The organism is Aeromonas sp. FL131, from assembly GCF_049860615.1.
GTDB lineage: Bacteria > Pseudomonadota > Gammaproteobacteria > Enterobacterales > Aeromonadaceae > Aeromonas > Aeromonas hydrophila.
This window is the reverse complement of the sequence record NZ_CP187595.1, coordinates 5112340-5137059: the sequence shown is the minus strand read 5'-3', so window position 1 is coordinate 5137059 and position 24720 is coordinate 5112340. Positions and strand designations below refer to the sequence as shown.

Sequence of the window (24720 nt, the reverse complement as noted above, 5' to 3'; positions counted from 1 at the left end):
TTACTCGTTGGGAGGGTATTGGACAAACCCGGCGGCGGCAAAGCTTGATCCGGACGGGGTAAGTTGCCCCGCCGGCCCGTTCAGCGCGCCTCGGCCGCCACCGGCAGCGCCTGCTGCAACTGGGAGAGCGAGCTGTGCAGCCGCCACACCATGCCGGCCAGCTCCCGCGCCGTCGACTCCCTGTGGTTGGCCAGGGCTGCGCTGATCCGCTGCAGCTCGGCCAGGGTGCGATCTAGGGAGGCGTGCTGCACCCCCTGCTCGGTGAGGATCCCCTGCAGAGAGCGGATGCAGTTGTCGCGCACCAGGTAGAGGGGCTGATCCTCGCCGCGCCACTGGCGCAGCTGCCAGACGATGTGGCTGCAGTTGAGCAGCACCACGCCCCAGCGCAGCACCCAGAGGCGGGCGGTCTGATCCTGACTCTGGCTGAGCTGGCTGATGCAGTGATAGATGAGCGATTCGAACTGGCTCTCGCTCTGGCGCGGGGCCGGCTCCAGCTGATCCATGAAGTGGCGGCGCAGGGAGCGGATGAGGCGGCGGCTCTTGCGCCGATCCGAGCTCGGTCGCAGCAGCTGGAATGCCAGTCCGGCACTCATCACCCCCAGCGCCTGCCCCAGGCTGCCGTTGATGTACTGCAGATAGTCGTAGCTCGGCGGATTGGTGATGGCGAGAAAGGAGCCGAGCAGCACGATGAGCTGGCCCCACAACACCGCCTGCCTGGGCTGTTGCTGCTTGAACAGCTGCATGGTGATGAGCACGGGGAACAGCAGGGCGCAGAAGAGCCAGAAGTCGTCGAGGCGGATCATCAGGCCGAACTTGACCGCGAAGCAGATGAGGCTCAGCAGCAGGATCGCCTTGAGCATGGTGTTGGCCCCCTTGGCGGGCGCCGGGGTGGCCGAGTAGAGCACGCAGCAGATGGAGAGCAGGGTCAGCGCCGAGCTGCCCGCATCCCACTGGCTGTGGATCCAGAAGGCGCAGCCCAGCAGCACGCAGAGGAAGGTACGCCCGCCGTTGTAGGCCGCCTCCAGCGTGTCGGTGTGGCTGGTGAGCGAAGAGTGGCGCGGCGGTGCCGGCCACTCCTGATCGTCGTAATGGGCCAGCCGATCCAGCCAGCGCTGACACTCCAGATAACTCCAGCAGAAGTGGCGCAGCCGTCGCCAGAAGGTGTGCAGCCGGTAATCGCTGGCCGCCGTCGGCACCAAGGGGGCCAGCAGCCGGGCGATGCGGTACTTGTCGCAGCCGGGCTGGCCCAGCTCGACCAGCAGCCGCTCCAGCAACGCCTGCAGCCCCTCCGGTTGCTCCGGCCAGTTGTGCAGCATGCGGCGCTGGCTGGAGATGAGGCTGATGAGCCGCAGCTGGCGGTGCAGCAGGAAGTTGAGCAGCCGGTTGTGGCGACGCAGCCGATGGTGGCTCCAGACCGCCTGGATGCGCAGCACGTTCATGGTGAGGATCTGGCCGATCAGCCCCTCGTGGGCAGTGCGCACCTCCGGGCTCGCCTCCCCCAGCCAGAGCAGCTGGGCATGTTCCAGCAGGCGGGCCTGGGTCTTGTGCAGCGACTGCAGCAGGGTTTCCCCATCCGAGGTGCTGGGCAGGATCATCATCAGCAGGCCACCGCAGAGGATGCCGACGATCACCTCGCTCACCCGCGCCTGGGCGATGTCGAAGATGTGCTGCGGGTCGGTCACGTTGACGCAGGAGAAGGCGATGATGGCGGCGGTGTAGCCCGCCAGCGCAAAGGCGTAGGAGACGTTGTTCTGATGGTGGTTGGAGATGTAGGTACAGAGCGCCAGCCAGAGCGCGATGAGGAAGCTGAACAGCCAGGGATCGCTGATGCCAAGGCCGGTGATCACCACCGCCGCCATGGCACCGATGAGGCTGCCCACCACCCGCCCCAGACTCTTGCTGATAACGCCGCCCACGGTGGGAAAGCTCACCACCGCGGCTGAGGTCATCGCCCAGTAGGGGGAGTCCAGCTCCAGCACGAAGGCCAGCCAGAGCGACAGGCACATCGCCAGGCTGTTGCGCAGGGCGTAGCGCCACTGGCCGCCATTGGCCTTGCCCCAGGGGGTCTGGCGCCAGAGCGAGGCGGCCACCTTACTCCCCTATGGAGATGGTGCAGGTGGTGCCTGCAATCAGCGTCAGCCCGGGCGGCACCTCCAGCAGCTTGATCCGCACCGGCACCCGCTGGGCCAGCCGCACCCAGGGCACATTGGGTTTGACGTCCAGCAGCAGGTTGTCGGCCCCCTCCACGCTCTGATCGTGGATGGCGCGCCCTATGCTCTCCACTTCGCCGCGCAGCCGCTGCTCCCCGCTGTAGAGCACTACCTCGGCCGGTTTGCCCGGCGCTATGTGCCTGAGCTTGGTCTCCTCGAAGTAGCCCTGCACGTAGAAGGAGTGGATGTCCACCAGTGCCACCAGCGGCACCCCGGCGCTGGCATAGTTGCCGACCCGGGTCTGCAGGTTGGTGATGTAGCCATCGCTCGCGGCATGTACCCGGGTCTTGGCCAGCGACCATCTGGCCTGCTCCAGATTGGCCTGGGCCACCTGGTAGGCCGCCTTCATCGCCTGGGCATTGAGGCGGGCCTCGTCCACCGCCTCGGCGGAGATGACGCTGCGCGACAGGCCGCTGCGCCGGTTCGCCTCGTGCTCTGCCTTGTCGAGATCCGATTTGGCCTTGGCCAGCGCCGCCTGGGCGTTGTCCAGCGCGATCCGGTAGGGCTCGGGATCCAGGGTAAAGATCTCCTCCCCCGCCTTCACCAGCTGGTTGTCCTTCACCGCTATCTTGATGATCTTGCCCGACACCTCGGGGGTGATGCTGACCAGCTCGGCGCGCACCTTGCCATCCCGGGTCCAGGGCCCCTGCATGTAGTAGTTCCACAGCCACCAGCCCGCCGCCAGCGCCAGCGCGCAGACCAGCAGGGTAGAGAAGTATTTGAGGGTCGCGAGGGGTGATTTAGCCATGTAGCAATATCCATAGGGCGCCGCTGACGGCGAGGATAAACAGGGAGAGATCCATCAGCAGGGGATGCCAGACATCCCCGCCGTAGAGCCAGTCACGCAGCAGGTGGTGCACGGGCAGCCAGCCCAGCAGGCCGAGCAGAACCGCCTTGAACAGGGGCGGAAAGTAGAGAGAGGCGCCCAGGATCAGATCCGGCAGTGCTGAAGTTGTCACAAGCGGGCTCCCTGTTGGCAAGCGAGATTATGCGGACTCAAGGCCCGCCATGCGGCGGGTCTGGCAAGATTATCACAGCCCCGCAAGGCGCTACAGGAGCAGATGAGACCCTGTCGGTCAGACCAGCCGATCCGCCGGATGGTTGATGCCATCGAGCAGTGGCACCTCGCCCAGTTCGAACGGATTGACGCCTTCGAGGCAGGCGAGGTTGTAACCATACTGGGCCGGATTGGAGCGGCGCTGATGGTGGGTGTAGATGCCGCAGATGCTGCAGAAGTAGTGCTTGGCGGTGCGGGTGTTGAACTGGTAGCAGCGCAGCGCCTCCTCCCCTTGCAGGATGCGGATGCCGGACAGCGGCACCGAGGCGACGATGGCACCCCGGCGTCGGCAGAGGGAGCAGTCGCAGCGGCGCGGATCCACCACGCCGTCCGGCAGGGTCAGCTCCAGCACCACGGCGCCGCAGTGGCAGCTGGCTTTGTGCCGCTCCTGAATGGGGGTATTGCCGATGCGCTTGATCATGCTACCTCCTTGCAGACGGGTTCAGGTTCCGAGCCAATCAATCGAACAGGGTATCCTGCCGCCCCTGTAAAAGATGGTCATACAGGGTGCGCAGCTGGGACGCCACCACCCGATGGCGGGAGAGCGGGGGCAAGTCGTCGATGGGGAAGTACCCCGCCCCTTTGGTTTCATCGGTTTCGCCCAGCAGCTGGCCGCCGGTCACCTCGCACAGGAAGAACGCCTTGTGAGCGTGGGGCAGCTGGGGTGGATGAGGGTGTTTCAGCTTGTCGAACAGTGCCAGCAGTTGCACGGCACGACATTCGAGGCCGGTCTCCTCCACCACTTCGCGCACCACGGCCCCCGCCGGCGAGTCACCGATGTCGCACCAGCCCCCCGGCAGGGTCCAGCAGCCGTCGCTGCGCTCCTGCACCAACAGGATATGGCCCGCATCGTTCTGAATGAAGGCCCGCACATCGAGCTTGGGAGTGGGATAACCGCGATCGAGGGCGATCCAGTCGCTGATGGCTTCCGGTGCCAGCTCGCTCTGGCTGGCGATGAGCGCCACCGTGGCCGCTCGCAGCGCCTCGAAACGGCCGATATCGAAGGGATCGTTGGAGTAGGTGAGGCCCGCTTGCGCCGTGGCCAGCACCTGTTCCAGAAAGGTGGCCAACGGCGGCTGCATGGCTAGAGCCCGAGGAAACGGACGATCTGGGCGGGGTAGCGCTCGAACGCCACGAAGGCGTGGTCGCCGCCGCACTCCAGCGAGAGGCGGGCAAAACGGTATTCGTCCAGCGCCTTGCGGTAGTCGAGCACCTCGTCTTCCTGCTGTTGCAGCACCCAGAGTCGCTCGGGGGCCCTCACCGGCACCGCCAGCGCCCGCAGCTCATTCATGTGTTCAGGCAGCAGTTGATACTGCTCCCCCGTGTAGGGGTTGGTCTGGGGGCCGAGGTAGTCACAGAGCAGCTCGTGCGGGCGCACCGCCGGGTTGATCAGGGCGGCGCGACAGCCGTATCGCTCGCTGACCCGGGTCGCCATAAAGCCGCCGAGGGAGCTGCCCACGGCGCCAAGCTTGAACTCGTTGCCATAACGGCTCTGCAGATCGGCAATGGTCTGCTCGATGGCCGCCCAGGCCGCCGCCGGGGTGTTGGGCTGGGCCGGGATCACCACCTCGATATCGGGTCTGTGCTCAGCCACCCAGGCAGCCATCTGCTGCGCCTTGGCGGAGCCCGGCGAGGAGTTGAAACCGTGCAGGTAGAGGAGTACGGGCTTCATCGCGACTCCTCAATAACCGGTGGCATTGGGGTCGGGCACGAACTGCCCCACCGGCAGACGCCACACCTGGCTGGCGATGCGGCCATCCGGGTAGAGGGTGAGGTAGCGCCAGCCCGGGCCGGATTCGTCCAGCGCGAAGCCATCGGAGAGCGGTTTGAACTGGATGCAGGTGGAGGGGCTGGCGATCAGCCGCACCCCGCGGTGCACCTCGTCAAACTCCTGGTGGACGTGGCCGAACAATATGGTCTTCTGCTGCGGGTGGCGGGCCAGCACGGCAAACAGGTCATCGGCATTCTTGAGATTGTGCTGATCGAGCCAGGCACAACCCACCGGCACCGCCTGATGGTGCAGGGCGATCAGGGCATGGCGCTCGGGATGCTGGCGCAGTGCCTGATCCAGCGCCGCCAGCTGGTGATCCCCCAGCACCCCGTGAGGTTTGCCGCGCACCTGGGTATCCAGCAGGATCACCTGCCAGTGCTCGCCTACCAGCTGCTTGGCCTCGCTGATGCCGGCCGCGTGCAGGTATTCGGTCATCAGGGGGCCGTCATCGTGGTTGCCGGGCAGCCAGTAGATGGGGCGCGCCAGCGGCGCCATCATGGAGGCGAAGCGCTGGTAGGACTCCGGACTGTGATCCTGGGAGAGATCCCCGGTGGCGAGGATCAGATCGAACGGATGGTCATTGGCCTGCACCCGTTCCAGCACGGCAGCCAGGCTCTCGGCTGTGCGCACGGCCAATAGCCGCCCCTCGGCACTCGCGAAGAGGTGGGTGTCGGTAATTTGCAACAGGCGCACACTGCCGTCCTGCGCCTGGGGTAGCTCTGTTTCCAAAATCACGCTTCTTTTTATGAGTTCAACTAGAGGATGTTTATCAGGCTGGTACCATGTCTGAGACAAAATTTTAGCCAATCGGCCAGAAACAGGTTTACCTGCTCCTTTTCATCCCGCTGGTGCATATTTTTATTGGGATAATCATAACGTGGTTGCAACCTTGAAATCTGTTGCGCCGCACACACTTCCGCCATCCGCACGTCATGGTACAAACGAATCTCTATCCGGGCCTGCAAATAACTCGGCAATTCCGGGTTGTGCTGGGCCAGGATCACCTGGCTGGTGAAGCGACTCTCCTCGCTCACCGTGAGCTGAAACTGCAGGCCGTTGCCCACCTGATAGCGGCGTTCGGCACCGACACTGCCGCCCGGGGGCAACAGCTTCATCAGGGTCATGTAGTTGACCTCGCAGGTACGCTGCAAGGACATCAGATCAGGCACATAGCGCTTCATCGGGCTCTGGACTAACGACATTTCTCAGCTCCATCAATCCGAGCACATGGATAGTTGACCTCACAAGTACGCTGCAAGGACATCAAATCAGGCACATAGCACTTGGCCTGAGAACGAACGAGCGCCACCTTAGCGCTCCGCCAGCCAGCGGGCACGCAGCTCGCCGTGATTGAGAGCCAGCCACTGCAGGGCGATGACGGAGGCGGCGTTGTCGATGAGCCCCTCTATGAGCCAGGCATAGGCCTGCTCGCGGCTCACCACGTGAACCCGGATGTCTTCCCCCTCTTCCGCCAGACCGTGGATCCCCTCGGCCTTGCTGGCATCCACCTCGCCCACGTAGACCTCGATACGCTCGGTGCTGCCGCCCGGGCTCACCAGATAGCTGATGGCGTGCTCGCAGCGGCCGACCTCGATGCCCGCTTCTTCCACTGCTTCGCGCCGCACCACCTCTTCAGCGACCTCGCCCGGGTCTATGATGCCGGCCACCAGCTCCAGCAGCCAGGGGGTGGCACTGGTCTCGATGGCGCCGATGCGAAACTGCTCCACCAGCACGATCTGGTCGCGCACCGGGTCGTAGGGCAACAGGGCGGCGGCATGGCCGCGCTCGAACAGCTCGCGGACGATGGGCTCATTCCAGCCACCTGCAAATAACCTGTGCTGCAGACGATAGACGTTCACTTTGAAGAACCCGTTATATCCTGCTGATTTATCGATGATTTTCACGTCATCGGCAGAGTAGTGACGGGTTTGGGGCAAGGCTTGCTGCGACATACGAGACTCCCGCCAGCTTGACTTGGCTCGGTTAGACCATAAAATCCGGGAACATGAATGAACATTCATTCACTCGCTCCCGTCGGAGATGAGGGATGGATTTTAGCAGCCACAGGACATTTGGCTAGGCACGAGGGGGAGAAAACTCACCCTCGTTCTTGACGTTCCTGTCGCTGGAAAAGAGACAGTTATCATAAAATTTTGCTTATAGTAGAGTGATTAAGCTGAAATCAAGCTTGCTCAGTGACAATACCCCTCCTTCATCCAGCGACAGCTTTGGGTTAATACATAAGGTTAAAACGATCTATGAAAAGAACACTCTTGTCAGCCATGGTGTTGCTGGGCGTCAGCGCCGGCGCCCATGCCGAAAACCTGCTCGATATCTACCAACAGGCCCAGATCAAGGACACCCAGCTGCTGGAATCCAAAGCCAAGCGTGACCAGGCCTTCGAGAAGATCAACGAATCCCGCGCCGCCCTCTTGCCGCAGATCAACCTGGGCGCCGGTCTGAACTACCTGCAGAACAAGGGTGATACCCAGACCAACAGCAACGCCACCGGTTCCCTGTCGCTGGACCAATCCATCTACCGCCGCAGCAACTGGGTCAACCTGAGCCTGACCGAGAAGAGCGCCACCCAGTCCGACGTGACCTACAACCTCGAAATCCAGAACCTGATGCTGCGTACCGCCCAGGCCTATTTCGACGTGCTCAAGGCGATGGACACCCTTGAGTTCGTGCGCGCCAACAAGGCCGCAGTGGAACGTCAGCTGGAACAGACCCAGCAGCGCTTTGAAGTGGGCCTGACCGCCATCACCGACGTGCACGAAGCCGAGGCCGAGCGCGATCAGGCGCTGGCGGACGAGATCAACGCCGAGAACACCCTGGACAACAGCTACGAGAGCCTGCGCGAGCTGACCGGTATCGACCACCGTCAGCTGGACGTGCTCAACACCGAGCGCTTCAGCCCGCAGAAGACTCCGTTCAACTCCGACAAGTGGCTGGAGCTGGCGCTGGACAAGAACCTGCAACTGCACAGTGCCCGCATCGGCAAGGACATCGCCAAGGAGCAGATCGATCTGGCCAAGACCGGTCATGAGCCGACCCTGGATCTGGGTGCCGGCCTCTCCAGCACCTACAGCGACTACAAGGACGAGATCCGCAACCCGGAGAGCAACGCCAATCAGGCCAACATCGGTCTGAACTTCAAGCTGCCGCTCTACAGCGGCGGGGCAACCACCTCCCAGGTCAAGCAGTCCCAGTTCAACTACGTGGCCGCCAGCGAACAGCTGGAGCGCAGCTTCCGCAACGTGCAGAGCACGGTACGCTCCTCCTACAACAACGTGAACGCCAGCATCGGCTCGGTGCGCGCCTACGGCCAGTCCGTTATCTCCGCCGACAGCGCCCTCAAGGCGACCGAAGCGGGTTACGAAGTGGGTACCCGTACCATCGTCGACGTGCTGGACTCCACCCGCAAGCTGTACCAGGCCAAACAGAAGCTCTCCGAGGCCCGCTACAACTACATCCTCAGCATCCTCTCCCTCAAGCAGGCCGCCGGCACGCTGGAACAGAAGGATCTGGAAGACGTGAACCAGGGGCTGATGCCCGCCGCTCAGGCCAAGAACAAATCCTGATCCGGTTCATGACGACAAAAAGGCGACCAGAGGGTCGCCTTTTTCATCTCTGTTCGCCGCCGGGAGTGCATTGGTAGGAGTCAGCCAGGCAACATCATGTCACCGGCCCGGCTGCCCCATCAAAAAACCCGGCCTTGGCCGGGTTTTGCGCTTAGCCGCGTTCGCGGATGGTCTTGATGATGTCGCTGGTGGAGCAGCCATCCTCAAAGTTGAGGACCCGCACCTCGCCACCGTTGGCGGTCACCTCGGCGTAGCCGGCAATCTCTTCCGGCTTGTAGTCGCCGCCCTTGACCAGCAGGTCCGGCAACACCTCGGCGATCAGCCGCTGCGGGGTGTCCTCGGCGAAGGGCACCACCCAGTCCACGGCACCCAGCGCGGCCAGCACGGCCATCCGGCGCTCGGTCGGATTGACCGGACGACCCGGCCCCTTGAGGCGACGCACCGACTCGTCGGTGTTGACCGCCACGATCAGGCGATCCCCCAGCTTGCCGGCATTGGCCAGGTAGGAGACGTGACCGGCGTGCAGGATGTCGAAGCAGCCGTTGGTCATCACCACCTTCTCGCCACGCAGACGGGCGGCCTGCACGGCAATCTTGAGCTGGGCTTCAGACATGACGCCAAAGCCGGTCTCCTGCTCGGTGTAGAGGGCATTTGCCAGCTCGACCGGGCTGACGGTGGAGGTCCCCAGTTTGCCGACCACGATACCGGCGGCGGTGTTGGCCAGGGCACAGGCTTCGTCCAGGCTCTTGCCGGCGGCCAGCGAGGTGGCCAGGGTGGAAATGACGGTATCACCGGCACCGGTCACGTCATACACCTCGTGGGCCTGGGCCGGCAGGTGCAGCTCGGGCTGGCCTTCACGGATCAGGGTCATGCCGTTCTCGGAACGGGTGACCAGCAGGGCCTCCAGCTCGAAGCGCTTGACCAGCTCCAGCCCCTTGGCAACCAGCTCCTCTTCACTCTTCACTTTGCCCACCACGGCCTCGAACTCGGACATGTTGGGGGTCAGCAGGGTGGCACCGCGGTACTTCTCGAAATCGGTCCCCTTGGGATCGACCAGCACCGGGATGCCGGCGGCGCGCGCGCGCTGGATCATGCCGGGCACGTCGTTGAGGGCGCCCTTGCCGTAGTCGGAGAGGATCATCACGTCGCTGTGCGGCAGCGCCTGCTCGACCTTGCCCATCAGCAGGGTGGAGTCCACATCGTGGAAGGCCTCTTCAAAGTCCAGACGCAGCAGCTGCTGGTTGCGCGACAGTACGCGCAGCTTGGTGATGGTCGGGTAGTCGGCCAGACGAACGAAGTCACAGGCGACCTTGACGCCGGCCATCTGGCCAGCTAGGGCATCGGCGGCCTCATCCTGACCGGTCAGACCCAGCAGCACGGCGTGGGCGCCCAGCGCGGCGGAGTTGAGCGCCACGTTGGCGGCGCCCCCCGGGCGCTCCTCAATGTGTTCGACCTTGACCACGGGCACCGGTGCCTCGGGCGAGATCCGGCCGGTGGGGCCATGCCAATAACGGTCCAACATGACATCGCCAACGACCAGAACGCGGGCTTTTTCAAACTCGGGCAGGGTGATCTTCATCTGTATCGACTCTCAAAACCTGAAAAATCAGTCGCCGATTTTATCACACTCTTTTATTTGAGGGAGAAAAAGCAAACCTGCGGTTTCCATTTAAAGAAACCGGTAGTGACGATTCCCATCACGCCAGTGAACCACCATCAGCCCCTCTGACCAGCACATAGCCATTCGCTCCCGACCCCGCTTTTCGGCTAGAATCCCCGCTTGCGAATAAAACGATCCGTTCAGGATCCCCACGTGCCTTTATCGCCTTCCCTTATTCGACCGGGCTTGCCCGGTGCATGGCGATTGCGAACAAGAGACTTTTCATGGCCCACGACAATGCTCCCCGCCTCGAACCCCGCCTGTTTCATCCCCGCTACTGGGCCAGCTGGTTCGGCCTCAGCCTGCTCTGGCTGCTGGTGCTGCTGCCCTGGCGCAGCCAGATGTGGCTGGGACGCCAGCTCGGTAGCCTGGCCCGCAAGCTGCTGAAATCCCGCGTCAAGATTGCCCGCCGCAATCTGGAACTGGCGATGCCCGAGCTGACCAAGGATGAGCGCGAGAAACTGCTCAAGCAGAATTTCGAGAGCGTGGGCTGCGCCATCTTCGAAGTCGGCATGGCCTGGTTCTGGCCAGACTGGCGGATGCGCAACCTGATGAAGGTGGAAGGGGAAGAGCACGTCATCGCCGCCATGGAGAAGGGTCAGGGCATGCTGCTGCTCTCCTGCCATTTCCTCACGCTGGAGCTCAACGCCCGCTGCTTCGGCCTGGTACGGCCCGGGGTCGGCGTCTACCGTCCCAACACCAACCCTGTGCTGGAGTATGCCCAGTACCACGGTCGCTGCGCCTCCAACAAATACCTGGTGGACCGGATGGACGTGAAAGGGATGATCAAGGCGCTGCGCAACGGCGATGCGCTCTGGTATGCGCCGGATCATGACTACGGCAGCCATGCCAGCGTGTTCGTGCCCTACTTCGCGGTGGAGCAGGCCGCCACCATCACCGGCACTGCCACCCTGGCGCGGGTGAAAAATACCGTCACCCTGCCCTGCTACAACATTCGCACCAGCGAGGGTTACACCCTGCATATCGGGGCGCCGCTCGCCGACTATCCGAGCGGTGACGACCTGGTTGATGCGACCCGTGCCAACCGCGAGATAGAAGCCGCCGTGCGCAAGGCGCCGGAGCAGTACATGTGGCTGCACCGCCGCTTCAAGACCAGGCCCAACCCGGACGATGCGGGCTATTACTGAGTGGGAAAAAACCGAAAAAGCCGCCGAAAGGCGGTTTTTTGTGGCCTGTTGCCGGTAAAGGGTTTTCATTCGTGGCTGAATATTTTATTAATGGCCCTGCCGAGCGGCGGGCCCCGGCCCGCCAGCAATACCAATAACGAAGGGAAGCGAACATGAAAGCCACTCTTTTGCTGGGCGCCCTGTGCGCATTGACCGGCTGCAGCCAGCAGACCCATAACGTCCATCTGACCTCCCTCCCCTTAAGCGATCTCAAGGAAGTGAACGCCCAGTGGAGCCCGCTCACCCGGATGGAGTCCCGCTACCCCAAAGAGGCCATCCTGGCCGGGCAGACCGGTTGCAGCTCGCTCGAGTACGTGATCAACCCGGCGGGACGGGCCGAACAGATCCGGGTGCTGGACAGCAGCGACCCGCAGTTCAGCGACGCCGCCATCGCCGTGCTGCAGCAGTGGCAATGGCAGGCCACCCCCACCAACTCGCAGCACATCCCGGTCAAATCCCGTACCCGCTTCGAATTCTGCATCGAGCACAACGGCCAGCCCTGCGACACCAGCGAACTGGAACTGCGCTGCCAGGGGGAAGACGTGGTGCGCAGTACCGGGCTGATCTACACCCAGGTCTGAATCAGCCGCGCAGGCCTCCATTGCCAGCCCCGCTGGCCCCATCGACAGCCAAAGAAAAAGGTGAGCCAGGCTCACCTTTTTTAAATTGCAGGCGCGACACAGCTCGGCTCATCACTCTTGCCGATGCAGCCAGGCGGCGATGGCCAGTTGCAGGCGCACATAGTCGGCCTGAAGGAACAGGGCCGGCAACGCCTGCTGCCAGTCGGCCTGTCCGGCGGCCGAGGCCAGCCGCGGCCCGAACCGGGTCAGCTCAACCAACCAGTCCACGGCCGGCAACCTGCCGGCCGCCTCGGCAATAAGGTCCATGCCCAGGCGCAGCTGCTGCAACGCCAGCCCCTGCGCCTCGGCGTCCGTCTGTTCCAGCCAGTACTGCTCGTGATGCTGCCAGTGCTGCAGGCCGAGAGCGATCCGCTCGGTCGCACTCAGGTCGGTCAATGCAGGCAAGGCCTGCAGCGCCAGCGGCTTGCCGAGCCCAGCCAGCCGATAACCGCGCTGGGCCTTGGACTGAGCCCCGAGCCGCAGGCCGCCAAGCCCGGCCAGCTGCTCTGCCAAGCCGAACAGGGCGCTCGCCTCGCCGGATTTGAGCTCCAGCTCCAGCTCGTCGATGCGGCTCTTGCCGAGCACGCCGACGATCTCCCCCTGATCCCAGGCCAGCTCGATCTCAGCCCCCGCGAAGGCGATCAACCAGTGGCGGCGCAGGAAGTCGGTACGAAACTGGGCCACCAGGGCGCTCTGGATTGCATCCCGTGTGGAAAGACTCGGCCAAATCTCGTCAGGAAAAGCGTCAAGCGCGGGCATATCGCCAGCGACCGGGGCATTGTATTCGGGTCTGGCATGCAATCCGCCCACCGCCTGGCCCCGACATTTAATCGTCTGTTCGGCGAAATCATCGCTGCGACGGATCCGCAATCCCATCTCCAGGCGGCGCAAATCCAGCGCTGGCGTATCAAAATAGACATTGCCGAGCTCGGCTTGAGAGTTGGATATAATTTCCAGTGAATTCAGAAGGTTGAAAAAAGGCTGTCGAATATCTCGGGAGACAAAAAACTTTATCTCGATCTCAGTTTGCATAGTCATTCCGGGCTGGCAGGCAACTTTGGGGGGCGTGATGCTAAGCGCGAGGATATAATGCCTGCGATACATCAGGATTAATTCACGGTTTTATTGATGGCGCAGTTCGGTTACCATGCGCCCCTCATAAAATCGTATCGAGTGTTTTTTCACCGACACAGGTTTGGCCATGCCAGTAAATACTATTTTGGGGCTTTTTGCCAAGTCCCCCATCAAGCCGCTGCAGAAGCATATCGTCAAGGTTCACCAGTGCTCCCAGCAGTTGGTCCCCTTCTTTGATGCCGTTGCCGAAGACCGTTGGGAAGATGCCGAGAAGATCCGGCAGCAGATTGCCCAGCTGGAAAAAGAAGCGGACATCCTCAAGCGTGAAATTCGTCTGAAGCTGCCTCGCGGTCTGTTCCTGCCGGTTGCCCGTACCGACCTGCTCGAACTGCTGACCCAGCAGGACAAGATTGCCAACCGTGCCAAGGATATTTCCGGCCGCATGCTTGGCCGCAAAATGGAATTTCCTTCCGAGATGCGTGCCGATTTCATGGCCTATCTCAAACGCTGTATCGATGCGACCGCCCAAGCCGAGAAAGCCATCGGAGAACTCGATGAGCTGCTCGAAACCGGCTTTAAAGGACGTGAAGTTGAAATGGTTGCCGAGATGATCCACCAGCTGGATCTTATCGAGGACGATACTGACACCATGCAGATCGGGCTGCGCCAACAGCTGCAAGCCGTTGAGCAGAAATACAATCCGATCGACGTTATGTTCCTCTACAAGATCCTCGAATGGGTAGGTGACCTGGCAGATCAGGCCGAGCGCGTTGGCGCCCGTCTGGAACTGATGCTGGCTCGTTCGTAATCGACTGACTGGGTAAACACTAAATGGACATTATCGCGAATTACGGCACCACCCTGGTGCTCGTGGCGGCCTTGTTCGGCTTTTTGATGGCCTGGGGTATTGGCGCGAATGACGTTGCCAACGCCATGGGCACGTCGGTCGGCACCAAATCCCTGACCATCCGTCAGGCCATCATCATCGCCATGATCTTCGAGTTTGCCGGTGCATATCTGGCCGGCGGCGAAGTGACCGCGACCATCCGCAACGGCATCATCGACAGCAACGCCTTTGCCGATACGCCGGATCTGCTGGTGCTCGGCATGATCGCCTCCCTGCTGGCCGCCGGCGCCTGGTTGATCCTGGCCTCCTACTTCGGCTGGCCCGTCTCCACCACCCACTCCATCATCGGTGCCATCGTCGGTTTCGCCGTGGTGAGCATTGGCCCGGAAGCGGTACAGTGGAGCAAGTTCGGCGGCATCGTCGGCTCCTGGATCATCACCCCGGCCATCTCGGGCGTCATCGCCTACTTCATGTTCATCAGCGTGCAGAAGCTCATCTTCAACACCGATGATCCCCTCAACAACGCCAAGCGCTACGTACCCTTCTACATGTTCCTGACTGCGCTGGTGATCTGTCTGGTGACCATCAAGAAGGGGCTGACCCACGTCGGTCTGCACCTGACCGACGGCGAAGGCATCCTGCTCTCCATCGCCATCTCCATCGCGGTGGCGTTTGCCGGCTGGCTCTACATTCGTGGCCAGCAGTACAACCCACAGGATGACAGCAAGATGCACTTCGCCAACGTGGAGAAGGTATTCGGCATCCTGATGATCATCACCGCCTGTGCCATGGCCTTTGCCCACGGCTCCAACGACGTGGCCAACGCCATCGGCCCGCTCTCCGCGGTCGCCTCCATCGTGGCGGCCGGCGGCGAGATCGGCGGCAGCTCCCACATCGCTTGGTGGATCCTGCCGCTCGGCGGCATCGGCATCGTCATCGGTCTGGCCACCATGGGCGAGAAGGTGATGGCCACCGTCGGTACCGGCATCACCCACCTGACCCCGAGCCGTGGCTTCGCCGCCCAGCTGGCCACCGCCGCCACCGTGGTGATCGCCTCCGGCACCGGTCTGCCCATCTCCACCACCCAGACCCTGGTCGGTGCGGTCATGGGCGTGGGTCTGGCGCGCGGCATCGCGGCGCTGAACCTGGGTGTGCTGCGCAACATCGTGGTCTCCTGGGTCATCACCCTGCCCGCTGGCGCCATCCTGGCCATCGCCATCTTCTACGTGCTGCAGATCTGCTTCTCCTGAGGCGCGCTGCAATGAAAAGCCCGGGTCATTGACCCGGGCTTTTTTATCTCGGCACGCTCATCCGCACCTTGGGGACGCGAGCAACTTGCATCACCCGCCCCACAGGCGCAGACTGTTTGGCCTTGTTTCGACTCAAGGCACCCATCATGACGCCAGCCATCAACCTGCTGAAGAAGCTCAAGATCCCCCACAAGCTCTACCCCTACGAGTGCGAAGCCCACGACGACTTCGGCAAGCATGCCGCGACCCAGCTCGGCCTGCCGGAGGCCCAGGTGTTCAAGACCCTGATCGCCCATCACGACAAGCAGGCGGTGGTGGCCATCGTCCCCTCGTCCGGCCTGTGCAGCCTCAAGCAGCTGGCCAAGGCCACCGGTCTCAAGAAGGTGGAGATGATGAAGCCGGCGGAGGCGGAGAAGCTGACCGGCTACAAGGTCGGTGGCATCAGCCCGCTGGCCCAGAAGAAGCTCTTGCCCACCGTGCTCGACGACTCGGCCATGCAGTTTGACGAGATCCTGGTGAGCGGTGGCAAGCGCGGCCTCTCGGTGGGGGTGGCGCCTGCTGACATGCTGCGCCTGATGCAGTGGATCGCCGCCCCCATCGGGGAATAGAGGCGTGAGCGGACCTGCCACTGCGCAGGCCCGCCCGGCCACTCTCGTTTACGGGAGCATGCCCAGTGCGCGGCGGCCATGGTCGTTCAGATCGGCCAGGGTGAAGCGCCCCTGCCAGTCGGCCTCGTAATCTTCGCGGGGGAAGTCGCCAGGCGAAGCCCCCTGCTCCAATGCCTGCCGCACCAGGCGCGCATAGGCCAGGTTCTTCTCGCAGCGGGGCGCCGCCGGAATATACATGACGTTGCCCCACCCCTGCTGCTGCTCCACCGGCGCCACGCCGTGGATCAGGTCGCAGTGCCACCAGACCGAATCCCCTGCGGTCACCGCCGGGATCGAGCTCATCGCCCGCAGCAACAGCGGATGCCAGGTCTCGGAGACCGGCAGCACCTTGCCCGGCGCGACACCGCACAACTCATCTTCCGGCACGTCCGGCTGCAGCGGCCGCAGCAGCACGTAGGCCATCGCCTCGGGGATCGGCACCACGTGCAGCAACCCCTGCCCCGGCAACATGTCGGAGAGCGCCGTCCACCCCTGGAAGGTACGAAATACCGAGCACTTGGTGGTGTTCTCCACACTGTACTCCTCGACCTCGGTGCGATGGGCCGCATCCCAGGGATCGTAGGCGGCTATGTCCCCCCGGAAAATCGGTGCGAACACCTGCTGGTAGGCCGGCAGCAACCAGCGCTCGAGGGCCCCCGAGTCGGTATGGGCCCCCAGCCCGCGAGAACTAGTGCCGGGCGGACGGCGGCGAATACGATCGGGATAGATGATGCTCACGTCCGGGTCGAACCAGGGTATCCCATCCGGTCGCTCGAACTGCCACAGGCGGTTCAGGAACGACTGCACGGTCGCCATCTCGTCGCTCTGGCGCGCCTCCATCTGGGCCCGTGACCAGTAGATGGGATAGATCTCGGGGCGCGACGCGGCAAGGGAGCCGAAGAAACTGTCGCCGGGACCGCGATACAGCTCATCAAAACGGTTGAGATCCAGGTAGTCGAGCATGTCGCGATCCCAGGCCAGCGCCCGTTCCCGTGCAAAGTGCCCGCGGATCACCAGGCAGCCGCGCCGCCGTATGGCTGCACGCTCGGCCTCGCCGACCTGGCCCGCCGCCAGCGCCTGGTAATCCAGTTCTGGCCACACCGGCTCACCACGGGCTCGCAACGCTTCCACCTCGGCCACCCGCGCCTCGATGCGGCGGCTGACCTCGGCAAAGACCGCCTCCACGTCGCCGAGTTGTGCGCGCAGGGCTTGTTTCATCTGACGGATGGCCGCCTTGTGATCGGCGGGCAACTGGGTATGGGTGACGCTCATCTTGCCTCCTGGATAATGGACGAAAGCCAGCAAAAACTTTCGTTCGAAACAACATATAATTTCAAAAACAAGATACATTAAAAAAATGTTAATACAATCTTCTCCGCACCCGGGCAGTGAAGACGCAGCGAAGAAGCAGTGCAGAGAGAGAAGCGAAGGGAGATCAGCAGAGAGCAGACAAGACGGCAAAAACAACAGGGCGGCCATGGCCGCCCTGGTTTATTCAAGCGCCGCGCAAGGCGGCCGTGAGGGTCGAGAGGCGCAGGCGCTGGTGCCCCTGCGCATCGAAGTTGTCAGGCGCCAGCCAGCGCGCAAAGCAGGCCTGCAGCGCCGGCCACTCACTGTCGATCACCGAGAACCAGGCGGTATCGCGCGTGCGCCCCTTGTCCACCCGGCTCTGGCGAAAGGTCCCCTCGTAGCTGAAACCAAGGCGCAACGCCGCTTGCCAGGAGGGCTGGTTGAAGGCATTGCACTTCCATTCGTAACGCCGATAGCCGAGGGCAAAAGCATTGGCCATCATCAGCGCCATCGCCGCCGTCGCCAACCGCGAGCGCTGCAAGGCGGGGGAAAAGTGCAGCCAGCCCACCTCGATGCTGCCGGCCAGAGGGTCGATGCGCAGGTAGCTGGCCAGCCCCAGCGGCTGTTCACCATGCTCGTCGAAGATGGTGTAGAACTGGGGGTCGCTCTTGGCGGCGCACTCTCGCAGCCAGACCAGCATGTCAGCCTCTGTTGCGTAAGGGCCTGTGGTCAGGTAGGTCCACATGGCCCCGCTGTCGGCGCTGAAGGCCTGCCACAGGCCGGGGCCATGACGCTCAGGATCCAGCGGCGCCAGCCGGCAACCCCAGCCGTTGAGGGGGCGACGGGGCGGGAACTCGGCGCCCCGCCAGTCGGGCAGCGGCGCACCGACCGGCTGGCCGAACTCATTCAGATGGATGTCAGCAGCCACAGGCAATCCCTCCCGTTTGCAGCACGCCCGGTTCGCTACCGGTGGCGACGGCAAAGCCGTCCTGCCGCCACCAGTGCAGCCCACCGATCAGCTCCTTGACCTGAAAACCGAGCGCCGCCAGCTTGTAGGCACCCCGGGTCGAGCCGTTGCAACCGATGCCGTCGCAATAGCAGACATAGACCTTGTCCCGCGCCAGCGCGGCCGTGGTGGCCGGGTTCATGGTGGCGTGGGGGAAGCTGATGGCACCAGGGATGTGTCCCTCGGCATAGTGACCGGCAGAGCGGGTGTCGATGACGACGATCCGCTCTTCACCGGCCAGCAGATCGGCGGCCAGATCCGCCGGATCAGTGCGCAAGGCCAGCTGGGCCTCGAAGAAGAGGCGGGCTTGTTCGGCACTGGCCAGCCCGCTGCTCAATACATGACTCATAGTGACGCTCCTTGTACTCAAACCCGGATCCGGGTGGTGATGTCGGTGGTGACCGAGTTGGCGATGAAACACTCCTCGTGTGCCTGATGGTGCAACTGCTCCAGCGCGGCCAGATCCGGCTGCCGTTCACCGCCGAACTGCGCCAGCGGCTGCAGGGTGACCCGGGTGATGGCCTGACGACCGCGGGCATTGGCTTCCATGATGCCCACCGCCTCGTCCCGGTAGCTCTCCACCAGGTAGCCCGCCCTGGCCGCCAGCCAGAGAAAGGTGAGCATGTGGCAGCTGGAGATCGCCGCGACGAAGGCCTCTTCCGGGTCGACGTTCTCGGCCACCGACCAGGGCAGCGACACCACGTGGGGAGACGAGGAGGCGGGCACCCTGACGCCGCCGTCGAACTCCCACCAGTGGGCCCGGCTGTAACCTTGATCAACGAAGGGCTCGCTGGCCCCGCGCTGCCAGCTGATGGTGGCGCTGTACTCCGACATGCAGACTCCTTTCATTGCCAATAGTTGTGAATCCCGAACCTTGAGCCTCAATGTAGCGACATAATGGCCTTGCCACGCCGACCAATTTTGCCAATATGAGCAGACCAATTAGCGCCCGGGAGATCCCCATGCCTGCCCTGCCCACCCTGTTTGCCACCCAGCAAGCCAGCGATCTGCCGCTGCACGAACAGCTGGTCCGCACCCTGCGCTCGGCCATGCTGGCCGGCCACCTGCCCCAGCACAGCCGGCTGCCCGCCAGCCGCATGCTGGCCGCCGATCTGGGGGTCTCCCGCAGCACGGTGGAGCTGGCCTATGGCCGGCTGGAGGCAGAGGGCTATCTGGTGCGCAAGGTGGGGGCCGGCAGCTTCGTGGCACTGGCCGCGGTCTCCCCGACGCCGCGCCCACCCCAGTCGGCGGCCGGTCTGTCGCGCCGAGGTCAGGAGATGGCCGACAGCGGCGCCTGTCACGACGTGCCCGAGGTGGGCCGCTCCTTTGCCTCCAGCCAGCCGGATCCCCGCCTCTTCCCGCAGACCCTGTGGGGCCGGTTGATGCAGCAGCAGTGGCGCCGGCACGCCGGTGACTGGATGAATTACGGGGAGCCGCAGGGGCTGGAGGCGCTGCGCGGCGCCATCAGCAGCTATCTGGTGCAATCGCGCGGCGTGGTATGCGAGCCGGACCAGATCCTGATCCTCACCAGCTCCCAGCAGGGGATCCTGCTGGCGACCCAGCTGCTGATCGATGCCGGCGATACCGTCTGGGTGGAGGATCCCGGCTACCCCGGGGCCCGCACCGCCATGGAGAGTGCCGGCGCCCGGGTGCACCCGGTGCCGGTGGATGAAGAGGGGCTCAACCCGCAGGGGGCACACCCGGCACCGCGGCTCATCTACACCACGCCCGCCCACCAGTATCCGCTCGGCGTGCCCATGAGCCTGCCGCGGCGGATGGCGCTGCTGGCCGAGGCCGAGCGGCACGGCGCCTGGATCCTGGAAGACGACTACGACGGCGAGTACCAGTACGATCAGCGGCCGCTCCCCGCCCTGCAGGGGCTGGATGGTCAGGGACGGGTGCTCTACGTGGGCACCTTCAGCAAGGTGTTGTTCGGCTCGCTGCGCCTCGCCTACCTGGTGCTGCCCAGGCCGCTGATGGAGTCCTTCTGTCGGGCCCGGGCCGCGGTCGATGGCCACAGCAACCAGCTGCTGCAGGCGGTGACCGCCGACTTCATCCGCGCCGGCCACTTCGCCACCCACCTGCGCCAGAGCCGGCTGGTCTACCAGAGCCGCCGCGACCTGCTGCTGGCCGAGCTGGCCAACCACTGCCCCGCCCTTACCCCCATCCACAGCGGGGCCGGCCTGCAGTGCGCCGTGCGGCTGCCCCCCGGCGGCGAGGCGCGCTGGACAGAGGCCGCCAACGCACAGGGGCTGGGGCTGCGCCCCCTCGGCCAGTTCTACCTGGCCCCGCCGACGCAGGAGGGGTGGCTGCTCGGCTTTGCCTCCCTCGACAACCAGGCCCTGCGCCGTCTCTGCCGCCAGCTGGGCAGCCTGCTGGCCGCCCGCTGAAGGCGGCCCGTCCACTCAGCCTTGGGAGCCGGTTTGCCCCTGCTCGCGGCAGAGCGCCAGCCAGGCCTCGGCGGTGCGGGAGAGGTAGCGTTCGCTCGGCCAGATCACCCCGAGCCGCCAGCTCAGCTCGGGCACCAGCGGTCGCAACACCAGGCCGTCCGGCGCCAGCCGCCGGCAGATGGGGTCGGGCAGAAAGGCGACCCCCATGCCGCTGCGCACCATGGCGGTGAGAAAGTCCCACTGGCTGCTGCGTGCCGCCACCTGGGGCTCGAAGCCGGCCGCTCGGCACGCCTGCTCCAGCCGCTCGCTCAGGGTGAAGGCCTGGGTGTAGAGCAGGAAGGGCTCGTCGCAGAGCGCCTCCAGCCGGATTTCAGAGCTATCGCGCCAGCGCGGCAGGTCGGGCAGCACCACCTGGATCGGGTACTGGTCCAGCTCCAGCGCACTGAGGGCGCCCCCCTCTTTGGTCGGCAGCATGGTGATGGCGAGATCCAGCTCCCCTTCCAGCACCGCCTGCTCGATGCGCCGGCCGCCGTACTCGACGATGGAGAGCTCGACCTTGGGGTAGCGACTGCGGTAGGCGCGGATCAGATCGGCATAGACGTGGCCCACCATGGGCGGAATGCCGAGCGCCAGCCGGCCGAATTGCAGACTCTGCAGATCGGCGAGCTCCGCCTCCAGCTGCTGCATCTCGGCCAGGATGGTCTGGGCCCGGTTGAACAGCACCCGGCCGCTGTCGGTCAGGGTGAAGCGGCGCCCCGCGCGGCTCAGCAGGGGCTGACCCAGCTCCTCCTCCATGTTGCGGATCATCTTGCTGATGGTGGGCTGGGTGACGAACAGTTTCTCGGAAGCGCGGGTGAAGCTCTGTTCCCGCACCAGTTCGACAAAGTAACGCAGGGCGCGGATGTCCATGGCTCTCTCCTGGCGGACGGCAAAACCTGATCATGCCTCTTTGGCATGATTTTGATAATTTAAATTCATTTTTTGCAGGTTTGGCCTCTCTCTATACTGTGAGCAAGTTCACAGAAAGACCTAGATCATGAAAGCCCTCTGCATTCGCTGGTTCCAGACCCCCTTCCAAATCGCCCTGCTGGCCGCCATCTGGCTGCTGGCCGATCTGGCGGTACGTACCTTCCATCTGCCGCTGCCTGCCAACCTCACCGGCATGCTGGCCCTGCTGGCCTTGATCCTGCTCGGCGTGGTCAAGACCCGCTGGTTCAGCGCCGGCGCCCGCTGGCTGCTGGCCGAGATGCTGCTGTTCTTCGTGCCGGCGGTGGTGGCGGTGGTCAACTATCAGGATCTGCTGCTGCAGGAGGGGTGGCGCATCATGGTGGTGCTGCTGCTCAGCACCATACTGGTGCTCGGCACCACGGCGCTGGTGGTGGACCGGGTCTATCGCCTCGAGTTGAAACTGGCCCGCCGGAGTCGTCGTCATGTCTGATACCCTGCTCGGCCTGCTCTGCTTCGCCCTCACCCTGCTGTTCTACTACGCCAGCAAGTGGCTCTACGGCAAGAAGCGCATCCTGCCCCTGATGCCGCTGCTGCTGGCCCCCACCCTGCTGGTGGCGGTAGTGATGCTGTTCCACATCCCCTATCAGGACTACATGGCCGAATCCCACTGGCTGCTGTGGCTGCTGGGGCCGGCCACCGTCGCCTTCGCGGTGCCGGTCTACGAGAACCGCCAGCTCATTCGCCGCCACTGGCTGTCGCTGTCGGTGGGGGTGGTCGCCTCGGTGGTGATGGCGGTGGGCAGTACCGTGCTGCTGGCCCGCTGGCTCAATCTCTCCGACATGCTGCAGCGCAGTCTGGCGATGCGCTCCATCACCACCCCGTTTGCGGTGGAGGCGACCCGCGCCATTGGCGGCCAGACCGATCTCACCGCGCTGTTCGTGGTGCTGACTGGCGTCATCGGCATGGCAGTCGGCGAGAGTGTGCTCACCCTGCTGGCCATTCGCAGCCGACTCGGCAAGGGGGCAGGGTTTGGTGCCTCGGCCCACGGCGCTGGCACCGCCAAGGCCTATCAGATGGGCAACGAGGAGGGGGTGGTCTCCAGCATGGTGATGATGATCGCCGGCATGGTGACCGTGCTGCTGGCCCCCCTGCTCGGCCAGCTGTTCTGGTAACCAACTCGTCGGTAAAAGCCGGGTTTCCCGGGCCCAGGACCCCAGCCTTGGCACCACAGCCGCTACACTCAACTCAATGTGACAGCAGTGAGCGGTATGATGAACCACAGAGTGATGATCCTCGGGCTGCTGGCCGGCAGCCTGTTCTTCTCCCCCCTTCTGCCGGCCCTGGACATAGTGACCCACGTCAGCCCCGAGAGTGAGCGGGACCTGCGCACCCTCTACGGCCAGCAGCTGCTGCAACTGGCGCTGGAAAAGACCCGCGACAGCTTCGGCGACTACGAGCTGCGACCGGCCCCCCCCATGAGCCGAACCCGGCTGCGTCAGGTGCTGCAGTACAACCTCTACCCCAACCTGCTGGCCATCGACAGCTTCCCGCGCCCGGAGGGCAGCCACGACCTCGACTATGTCCGCTTTCCGGTGGATCTCGGCATCCTCGGCTATCGCATCTGCTTCGTCAGCCCCAAACAGCAGCAAGCCGTGGCCCAAGTCCGAACCCTGCACGAGCTGCAGCAGTTCAGCCATGGCCAGGGCCGCGGCTGGCAGGATGCCGAGATACTGCGCAGGGCCGGTTTCAAGGTACAGGAGGTGGAGGGGTACGAGCGGCTGTTCAAGCTGGTGGTGCGCGGCCGGGTGGATCTGTTCTGCCGGGGAGCCAATGAGCTGCTGACAGAGCTGGATACGCACCGGGATCTGGAAAAATTGACGGTCGACCAGCATCTGGCGCTCTACTACCCCTTCATCCACCTCTTCTACAGCCACAAGGATAACCAACACGCCCTGCGCCGGGTCCGGGCCGGCCTGCAACTGGCCTGGCAGGACGGCTCCCTGCAGGCGCTCTGGCTCAAGACCTTCAAGCCGGCGCTGGATTTCGCCAGGCTGGACCAGCGGCTGCTGTTCAGGCTGGACAACCCCTTGCTGCAAGGGCTCGACTTCGATTACCAGCCCTACCTTTACGATCCCCTCACCCAGCGCTTCGGGCCCGGCGAGCCGGCCAGCGGCAAGCAGTGACTCCGGCTGCTCCCCGCCCGCAGCTGGGGAGAGCCACTACACTCAGAGGAGTCTCAGCTTTTCACAGGAGCTCATGATGCACTGGACCCCGCTGCTCGCCCTGCTGCTGTCCCTGCCCGTGCTGGCCAGCCCGACCCTGTTCACCTACATGAGTCCGGAGAGCGAGCACGATCCCAGAAGCACCTATGATCGAGAGCTGCTGCGCCTGGCACTGGAGAAGACCCGCGCCAGCCACGGCGACTACCGGATGCAGGCCGCGCCCCCCATGACCCTGGCCCGGATGTGGGTCAGCCTGCGCTTCAATGACTACCCCAACCTGTTCGCCATGGACAGCTACCGCTCCGATCGGGACATGAACGGCATCGACTACGTGCGCTTTCCCATCCACCTCGGCATCGTCAGCTACCGCATCTGCTTCGTCAGCCCCGAGCAGCAGAGCGCCGTCGCCGGAGTGACCAGCCTGGAGGGACTCAAGCGCTTCGACATCGGTCAGGGCAAGGGCTGGCTCGACGTGCAGATCCTGCAGCGGGCCGGTTTCAAGGTGCAGGAGGTGGAAGGCTACGAGCAGTTGTTCAAGATGGTGGCGCGCGGCCGTTTCGCACTCTTCTGCCGCGGGATCAACGAGTTGCCCCAGGAGAAACTGAACCATAGGGATGTCCCCGGGCTGGTGATGGATGAGAACGTGGCGCTCTACTATCCGCTGCCCAGGGTCTTCTTCACCCACAACAGCAACCAACAGGCCATCACCCGGGTGCAGCAGGGGCTCAAGGCCGCCTGGCGCGACGGCTCCCTGCAGGCGCTCTGGCTCAAGACCTTCAAACCCTCGCTGAGCTTCGCTCACCTCCATACCCGCCGGCTGTTCCGGCTGGAGAATCCCTACATCGAGGGGATCGATTTCAACTATGAGGCTTACTACTACGACCCCGTACAGGGGCGCTTCGGCCCAGGTGAATAGCCGCCTGCCGTGCAGACGCCGCAATAAAAAAGCCCGGGTCA

Annotated in this window: 27 protein-coding genes; 11 read left to right on the top strand and 16 right to left on the bottom strand. The window is 64.0% G+C overall.

The window, feature by feature from the left end; translation table 11 throughout:
- Positions 1 to 80: 80 nt before the first annotated feature.
- From ACPW75_RS23945 to nudF, 9 genes are all read right to left on the bottom strand, one after another.
- Entirely contained in the window at positions 81 to 2090 is a 2010-nt protein-coding gene (locus ACPW75_RS23945; RefSeq protein ID WP_077095180.1) for an FUSC family protein, read from the bottom strand.
- 1 nt (position 2091) lies between these two features.
- Positions 2092 to 2958, bottom strand: coding sequence for an efflux RND transporter periplasmic adaptor subunit (locus ACPW75_RS23940; protein WP_077095181.1), 867 nt, complete (start codon positions 2956 to 2958; stop codon positions 2092 to 2094).
- Entirely contained in the window at positions 2951 to 3169 is a 219-nt protein-coding gene (locus ACPW75_RS23935; protein ID WP_005305321.1) for a DUF1656 domain-containing protein, read from the bottom strand. Before ACPW75_RS23935 ends, ACPW75_RS23940 begins: the two co-directional genes overlap by 8 nt.
- A gap of 117 nt (positions 3170 to 3286) precedes the next feature.
- Complete coding sequence (locus tag ACPW75_RS23930) at positions 3287 to 3688, bottom strand: GFA family protein (protein ID WP_077095182.1); 402 nt, start codon at positions 3686 to 3688, stop codon at positions 3287 to 3289.
- A 37-nt stretch (positions 3689 to 3725) separates the two neighbouring features.
- Entirely contained in the window at positions 3726 to 4349 is a 624-nt protein-coding gene (locus ACPW75_RS23925) for an NUDIX hydrolase (RefSeq protein ID WP_077095183.1), read from the bottom strand.
- A gap of 2 nt (positions 4350 to 4351) precedes the next feature.
- Positions 4352 to 4939, bottom strand: a complete 588-nt coding sequence (locus ACPW75_RS23920; protein ID WP_077095184.1) for a YqiA/YcfP family alpha/beta fold hydrolase — start codon at positions 4937 to 4939, stop codon at positions 4352 to 4354.
- 9 nt (positions 4940 to 4948) lie between these two features.
- A complete protein-coding gene (gene cpdA / locus ACPW75_RS23915) occupies positions 4949 to 5767 on the bottom strand; it encodes a 3',5'-cyclic-AMP phosphodiesterase (RefSeq protein WP_011707475.1) in 819 nt (272 codons plus the stop codon).
- A gap of 26 nt (positions 5768 to 5793) precedes the next feature.
- Positions 5794 to 6240, bottom strand: coding sequence for a DUF1249 domain-containing protein (locus ACPW75_RS23910; RefSeq protein ID WP_017409511.1), 447 nt, complete (start codon positions 6238 to 6240; stop codon positions 5794 to 5796).
- A 108-nt stretch (positions 6241 to 6348) separates the two neighbouring features.
- A complete protein-coding gene (nudF, locus tag ACPW75_RS23905; protein ID WP_179101291.1) occupies positions 6349 to 6990 on the bottom strand; it encodes an ADP-ribose diphosphatase in 642 nt (213 codons plus the stop codon).
- Positions 6991 to 7296: 306 nt separating this feature from the next.
- Here nudF and tolC point away from each other — a divergent pair, with 306 nt between their 5' ends.
- Complete coding sequence (gene tolC, locus ACPW75_RS23900) at positions 7297 to 8622, top strand: outer membrane channel protein TolC (RefSeq protein ID WP_029302135.1); 1326 nt, start codon at positions 7297 to 7299, stop codon at positions 8620 to 8622.
- Between the two features lie 151 nt (positions 8623 to 8773).
- Here tolC and hldE read toward each other — a convergent pair whose 3' ends face one another.
- Positions 8774 to 10201, bottom strand: coding sequence for a bifunctional D-glycero-beta-D-manno-heptose-7-phosphate kinase/D-glycero-beta-D-manno-heptose 1-phosphate adenylyltransferase HldE (gene hldE, locus ACPW75_RS23895; protein ID WP_016352090.1), 1428 nt, complete (start codon positions 10199 to 10201; stop codon positions 8774 to 8776).
- 305 nt (positions 10202 to 10506) lie between these two features.
- Here hldE and lpxL point away from each other — a divergent pair, with 305 nt between their 5' ends.
- Complete coding sequence (gene lpxL / locus ACPW75_RS23890; protein WP_077095186.1) at positions 10507 to 11430, top strand: LpxL/LpxP family Kdo(2)-lipid IV(A) lauroyl/palmitoleoyl acyltransferase; 924 nt, start codon at positions 10507 to 10509, stop codon at positions 11428 to 11430.
- A gap of 152 nt (positions 11431 to 11582) precedes the next feature.
- Positions 11583 to 12050, top strand: coding sequence for an energy transducer TonB (locus ACPW75_RS23885; protein WP_042064773.1), 468 nt, complete (start codon positions 11583 to 11585; stop codon positions 12048 to 12050).
- Between the two features lie 111 nt (positions 12051 to 12161).
- On the opposite strand, the gene ACPW75_RS23880 is transcribed toward ACPW75_RS23885, so the two are convergent.
- Positions 12162 to 13121 carry an inorganic triphosphatase gene (locus tag ACPW75_RS23880; RefSeq protein WP_077095187.1) on the bottom strand — a complete coding sequence of 320 codons (960 nt, stop codon included), beginning with the start codon at positions 13119 to 13121 and terminating at the stop codon, positions 12162 to 12164.
- 169 nt (positions 13122 to 13290) lie between these two features.
- Here ACPW75_RS23880 and ACPW75_RS23875 point away from each other — a divergent pair, with 169 nt between their 5' ends.
- From ACPW75_RS23875 to ybaK, 3 genes are all read left to right on the top strand, one after another.
- Positions 13291 to 13971 carry a TIGR00153 family protein gene (locus tag ACPW75_RS23875; RefSeq protein ID WP_005305357.1) on the top strand — a complete coding sequence of 227 codons (681 nt, stop codon included), beginning with the start codon at positions 13291 to 13293 and terminating at the stop codon, positions 13969 to 13971.
- A gap of 23 nt (positions 13972 to 13994) precedes the next feature.
- Entirely contained in the window at positions 13995 to 15260 is a 1266-nt protein-coding gene (locus ACPW75_RS23870; protein ID WP_016352095.1) for an inorganic phosphate transporter, read from the top strand.
- A 146-nt stretch (positions 15261 to 15406) separates the two neighbouring features.
- On the top strand, positions 15407 to 15868 hold the full coding sequence (gene ybaK / locus ACPW75_RS23865; protein WP_011707484.1) for a Cys-tRNA(Pro) deacylase: 462 nt from the start codon (positions 15407 to 15409) through the stop codon (positions 15866 to 15868).
- A gap of 48 nt (positions 15869 to 15916) precedes the next feature.
- Here the strand turns inward: ybaK and ACPW75_RS23860 are convergent, their stop codons facing one another.
- The 4 genes from ACPW75_RS23860 to ACPW75_RS23845 form a co-directional block, all read right to left on the bottom strand.
- A complete protein-coding gene (locus ACPW75_RS23860) occupies positions 15917 to 17179 on the bottom strand; it encodes a DUF1479 domain-containing protein (RefSeq protein ID WP_077095190.1) in 1263 nt (420 codons plus the stop codon).
- A 223-nt stretch (positions 17180 to 17402) separates the two neighbouring features.
- Positions 17403 to 18125, bottom strand: a complete 723-nt coding sequence (locus tag ACPW75_RS23855) for a GNAT family N-acetyltransferase (protein ID WP_077095191.1) — start codon at positions 18123 to 18125, stop codon at positions 17403 to 17405.
- The gene (locus tag ACPW75_RS23850; RefSeq protein ID WP_077095192.1) at positions 18115 to 18552 is read right to left on the bottom strand and encodes a rhodanese-like domain-containing protein; all 438 of its coding nucleotides are present in this window, start codon (positions 18550 to 18552) and stop codon (positions 18115 to 18117) included. The genes ACPW75_RS23855 and ACPW75_RS23850 overlap by 11 nt, the downstream gene beginning before the upstream one ends.
- A 17-nt stretch (positions 18553 to 18569) precedes the next feature.
- Complete coding sequence (locus ACPW75_RS23845) at positions 18570 to 19037, bottom strand: OsmC family protein (protein WP_077095193.1); 468 nt, start codon at positions 19035 to 19037, stop codon at positions 18570 to 18572.
- A 128-nt stretch (positions 19038 to 19165) separates the two neighbouring features.
- Between ACPW75_RS23845 and ACPW75_RS23840 the strand changes: the two genes are divergently transcribed.
- Entirely contained in the window at positions 19166 to 20593 is a 1428-nt protein-coding gene (locus ACPW75_RS23840; RefSeq protein ID WP_077095194.1) for a PLP-dependent aminotransferase family protein, read from the top strand.
- Between the two features lie 15 nt (positions 20594 to 20608).
- Here ACPW75_RS23840 and ACPW75_RS23835 read toward each other — a convergent pair whose 3' ends face one another.
- Positions 20609 to 21502: a LysR family transcriptional regulator gene (locus ACPW75_RS23835; RefSeq protein ID WP_077095195.1), complete on the bottom strand. Its 894-nt coding sequence runs from the start codon at positions 21500 to 21502 to the stop codon at positions 20609 to 20611.
- Positions 21503 to 21629: 127 nt separating this feature from the next.
- Between ACPW75_RS23835 and ACPW75_RS23830 the strand changes: the two genes are divergently transcribed.
- From ACPW75_RS23830 to ACPW75_RS23815, 4 genes are all read left to right on the top strand, one after another.
- Positions 21630 to 22031, top strand: coding sequence for a CidA/LrgA family protein (locus tag ACPW75_RS23830; protein WP_041216456.1), 402 nt, complete (start codon positions 21630 to 21632; stop codon positions 22029 to 22031).
- The gene (locus ACPW75_RS23825; protein ID WP_077095196.1) at positions 22024 to 22713 is read left to right on the top strand and encodes an LrgB family protein; all 690 of its coding nucleotides are present in this window, start codon (positions 22024 to 22026) and stop codon (positions 22711 to 22713) included. Before ACPW75_RS23830 ends, ACPW75_RS23825 begins: the two co-directional genes overlap by 8 nt.
- A gap of 96 nt (positions 22714 to 22809) precedes the next feature.
- Positions 22810 to 23724, top strand: a complete 915-nt coding sequence (locus tag ACPW75_RS23820) for a hypothetical protein (protein ID WP_077095197.1) — start codon at positions 22810 to 22812, stop codon at positions 23722 to 23724.
- 76 nt (positions 23725 to 23800) lie between these two features.
- The gene (locus ACPW75_RS23815) at positions 23801 to 24679 is read left to right on the top strand and encodes a hypothetical protein (protein WP_077095198.1); all 879 of its coding nucleotides are present in this window, start codon (positions 23801 to 23803) and stop codon (positions 24677 to 24679) included.
- The last annotated feature ends 41 nt before the right edge of the window (positions 24680 to 24720 follow it).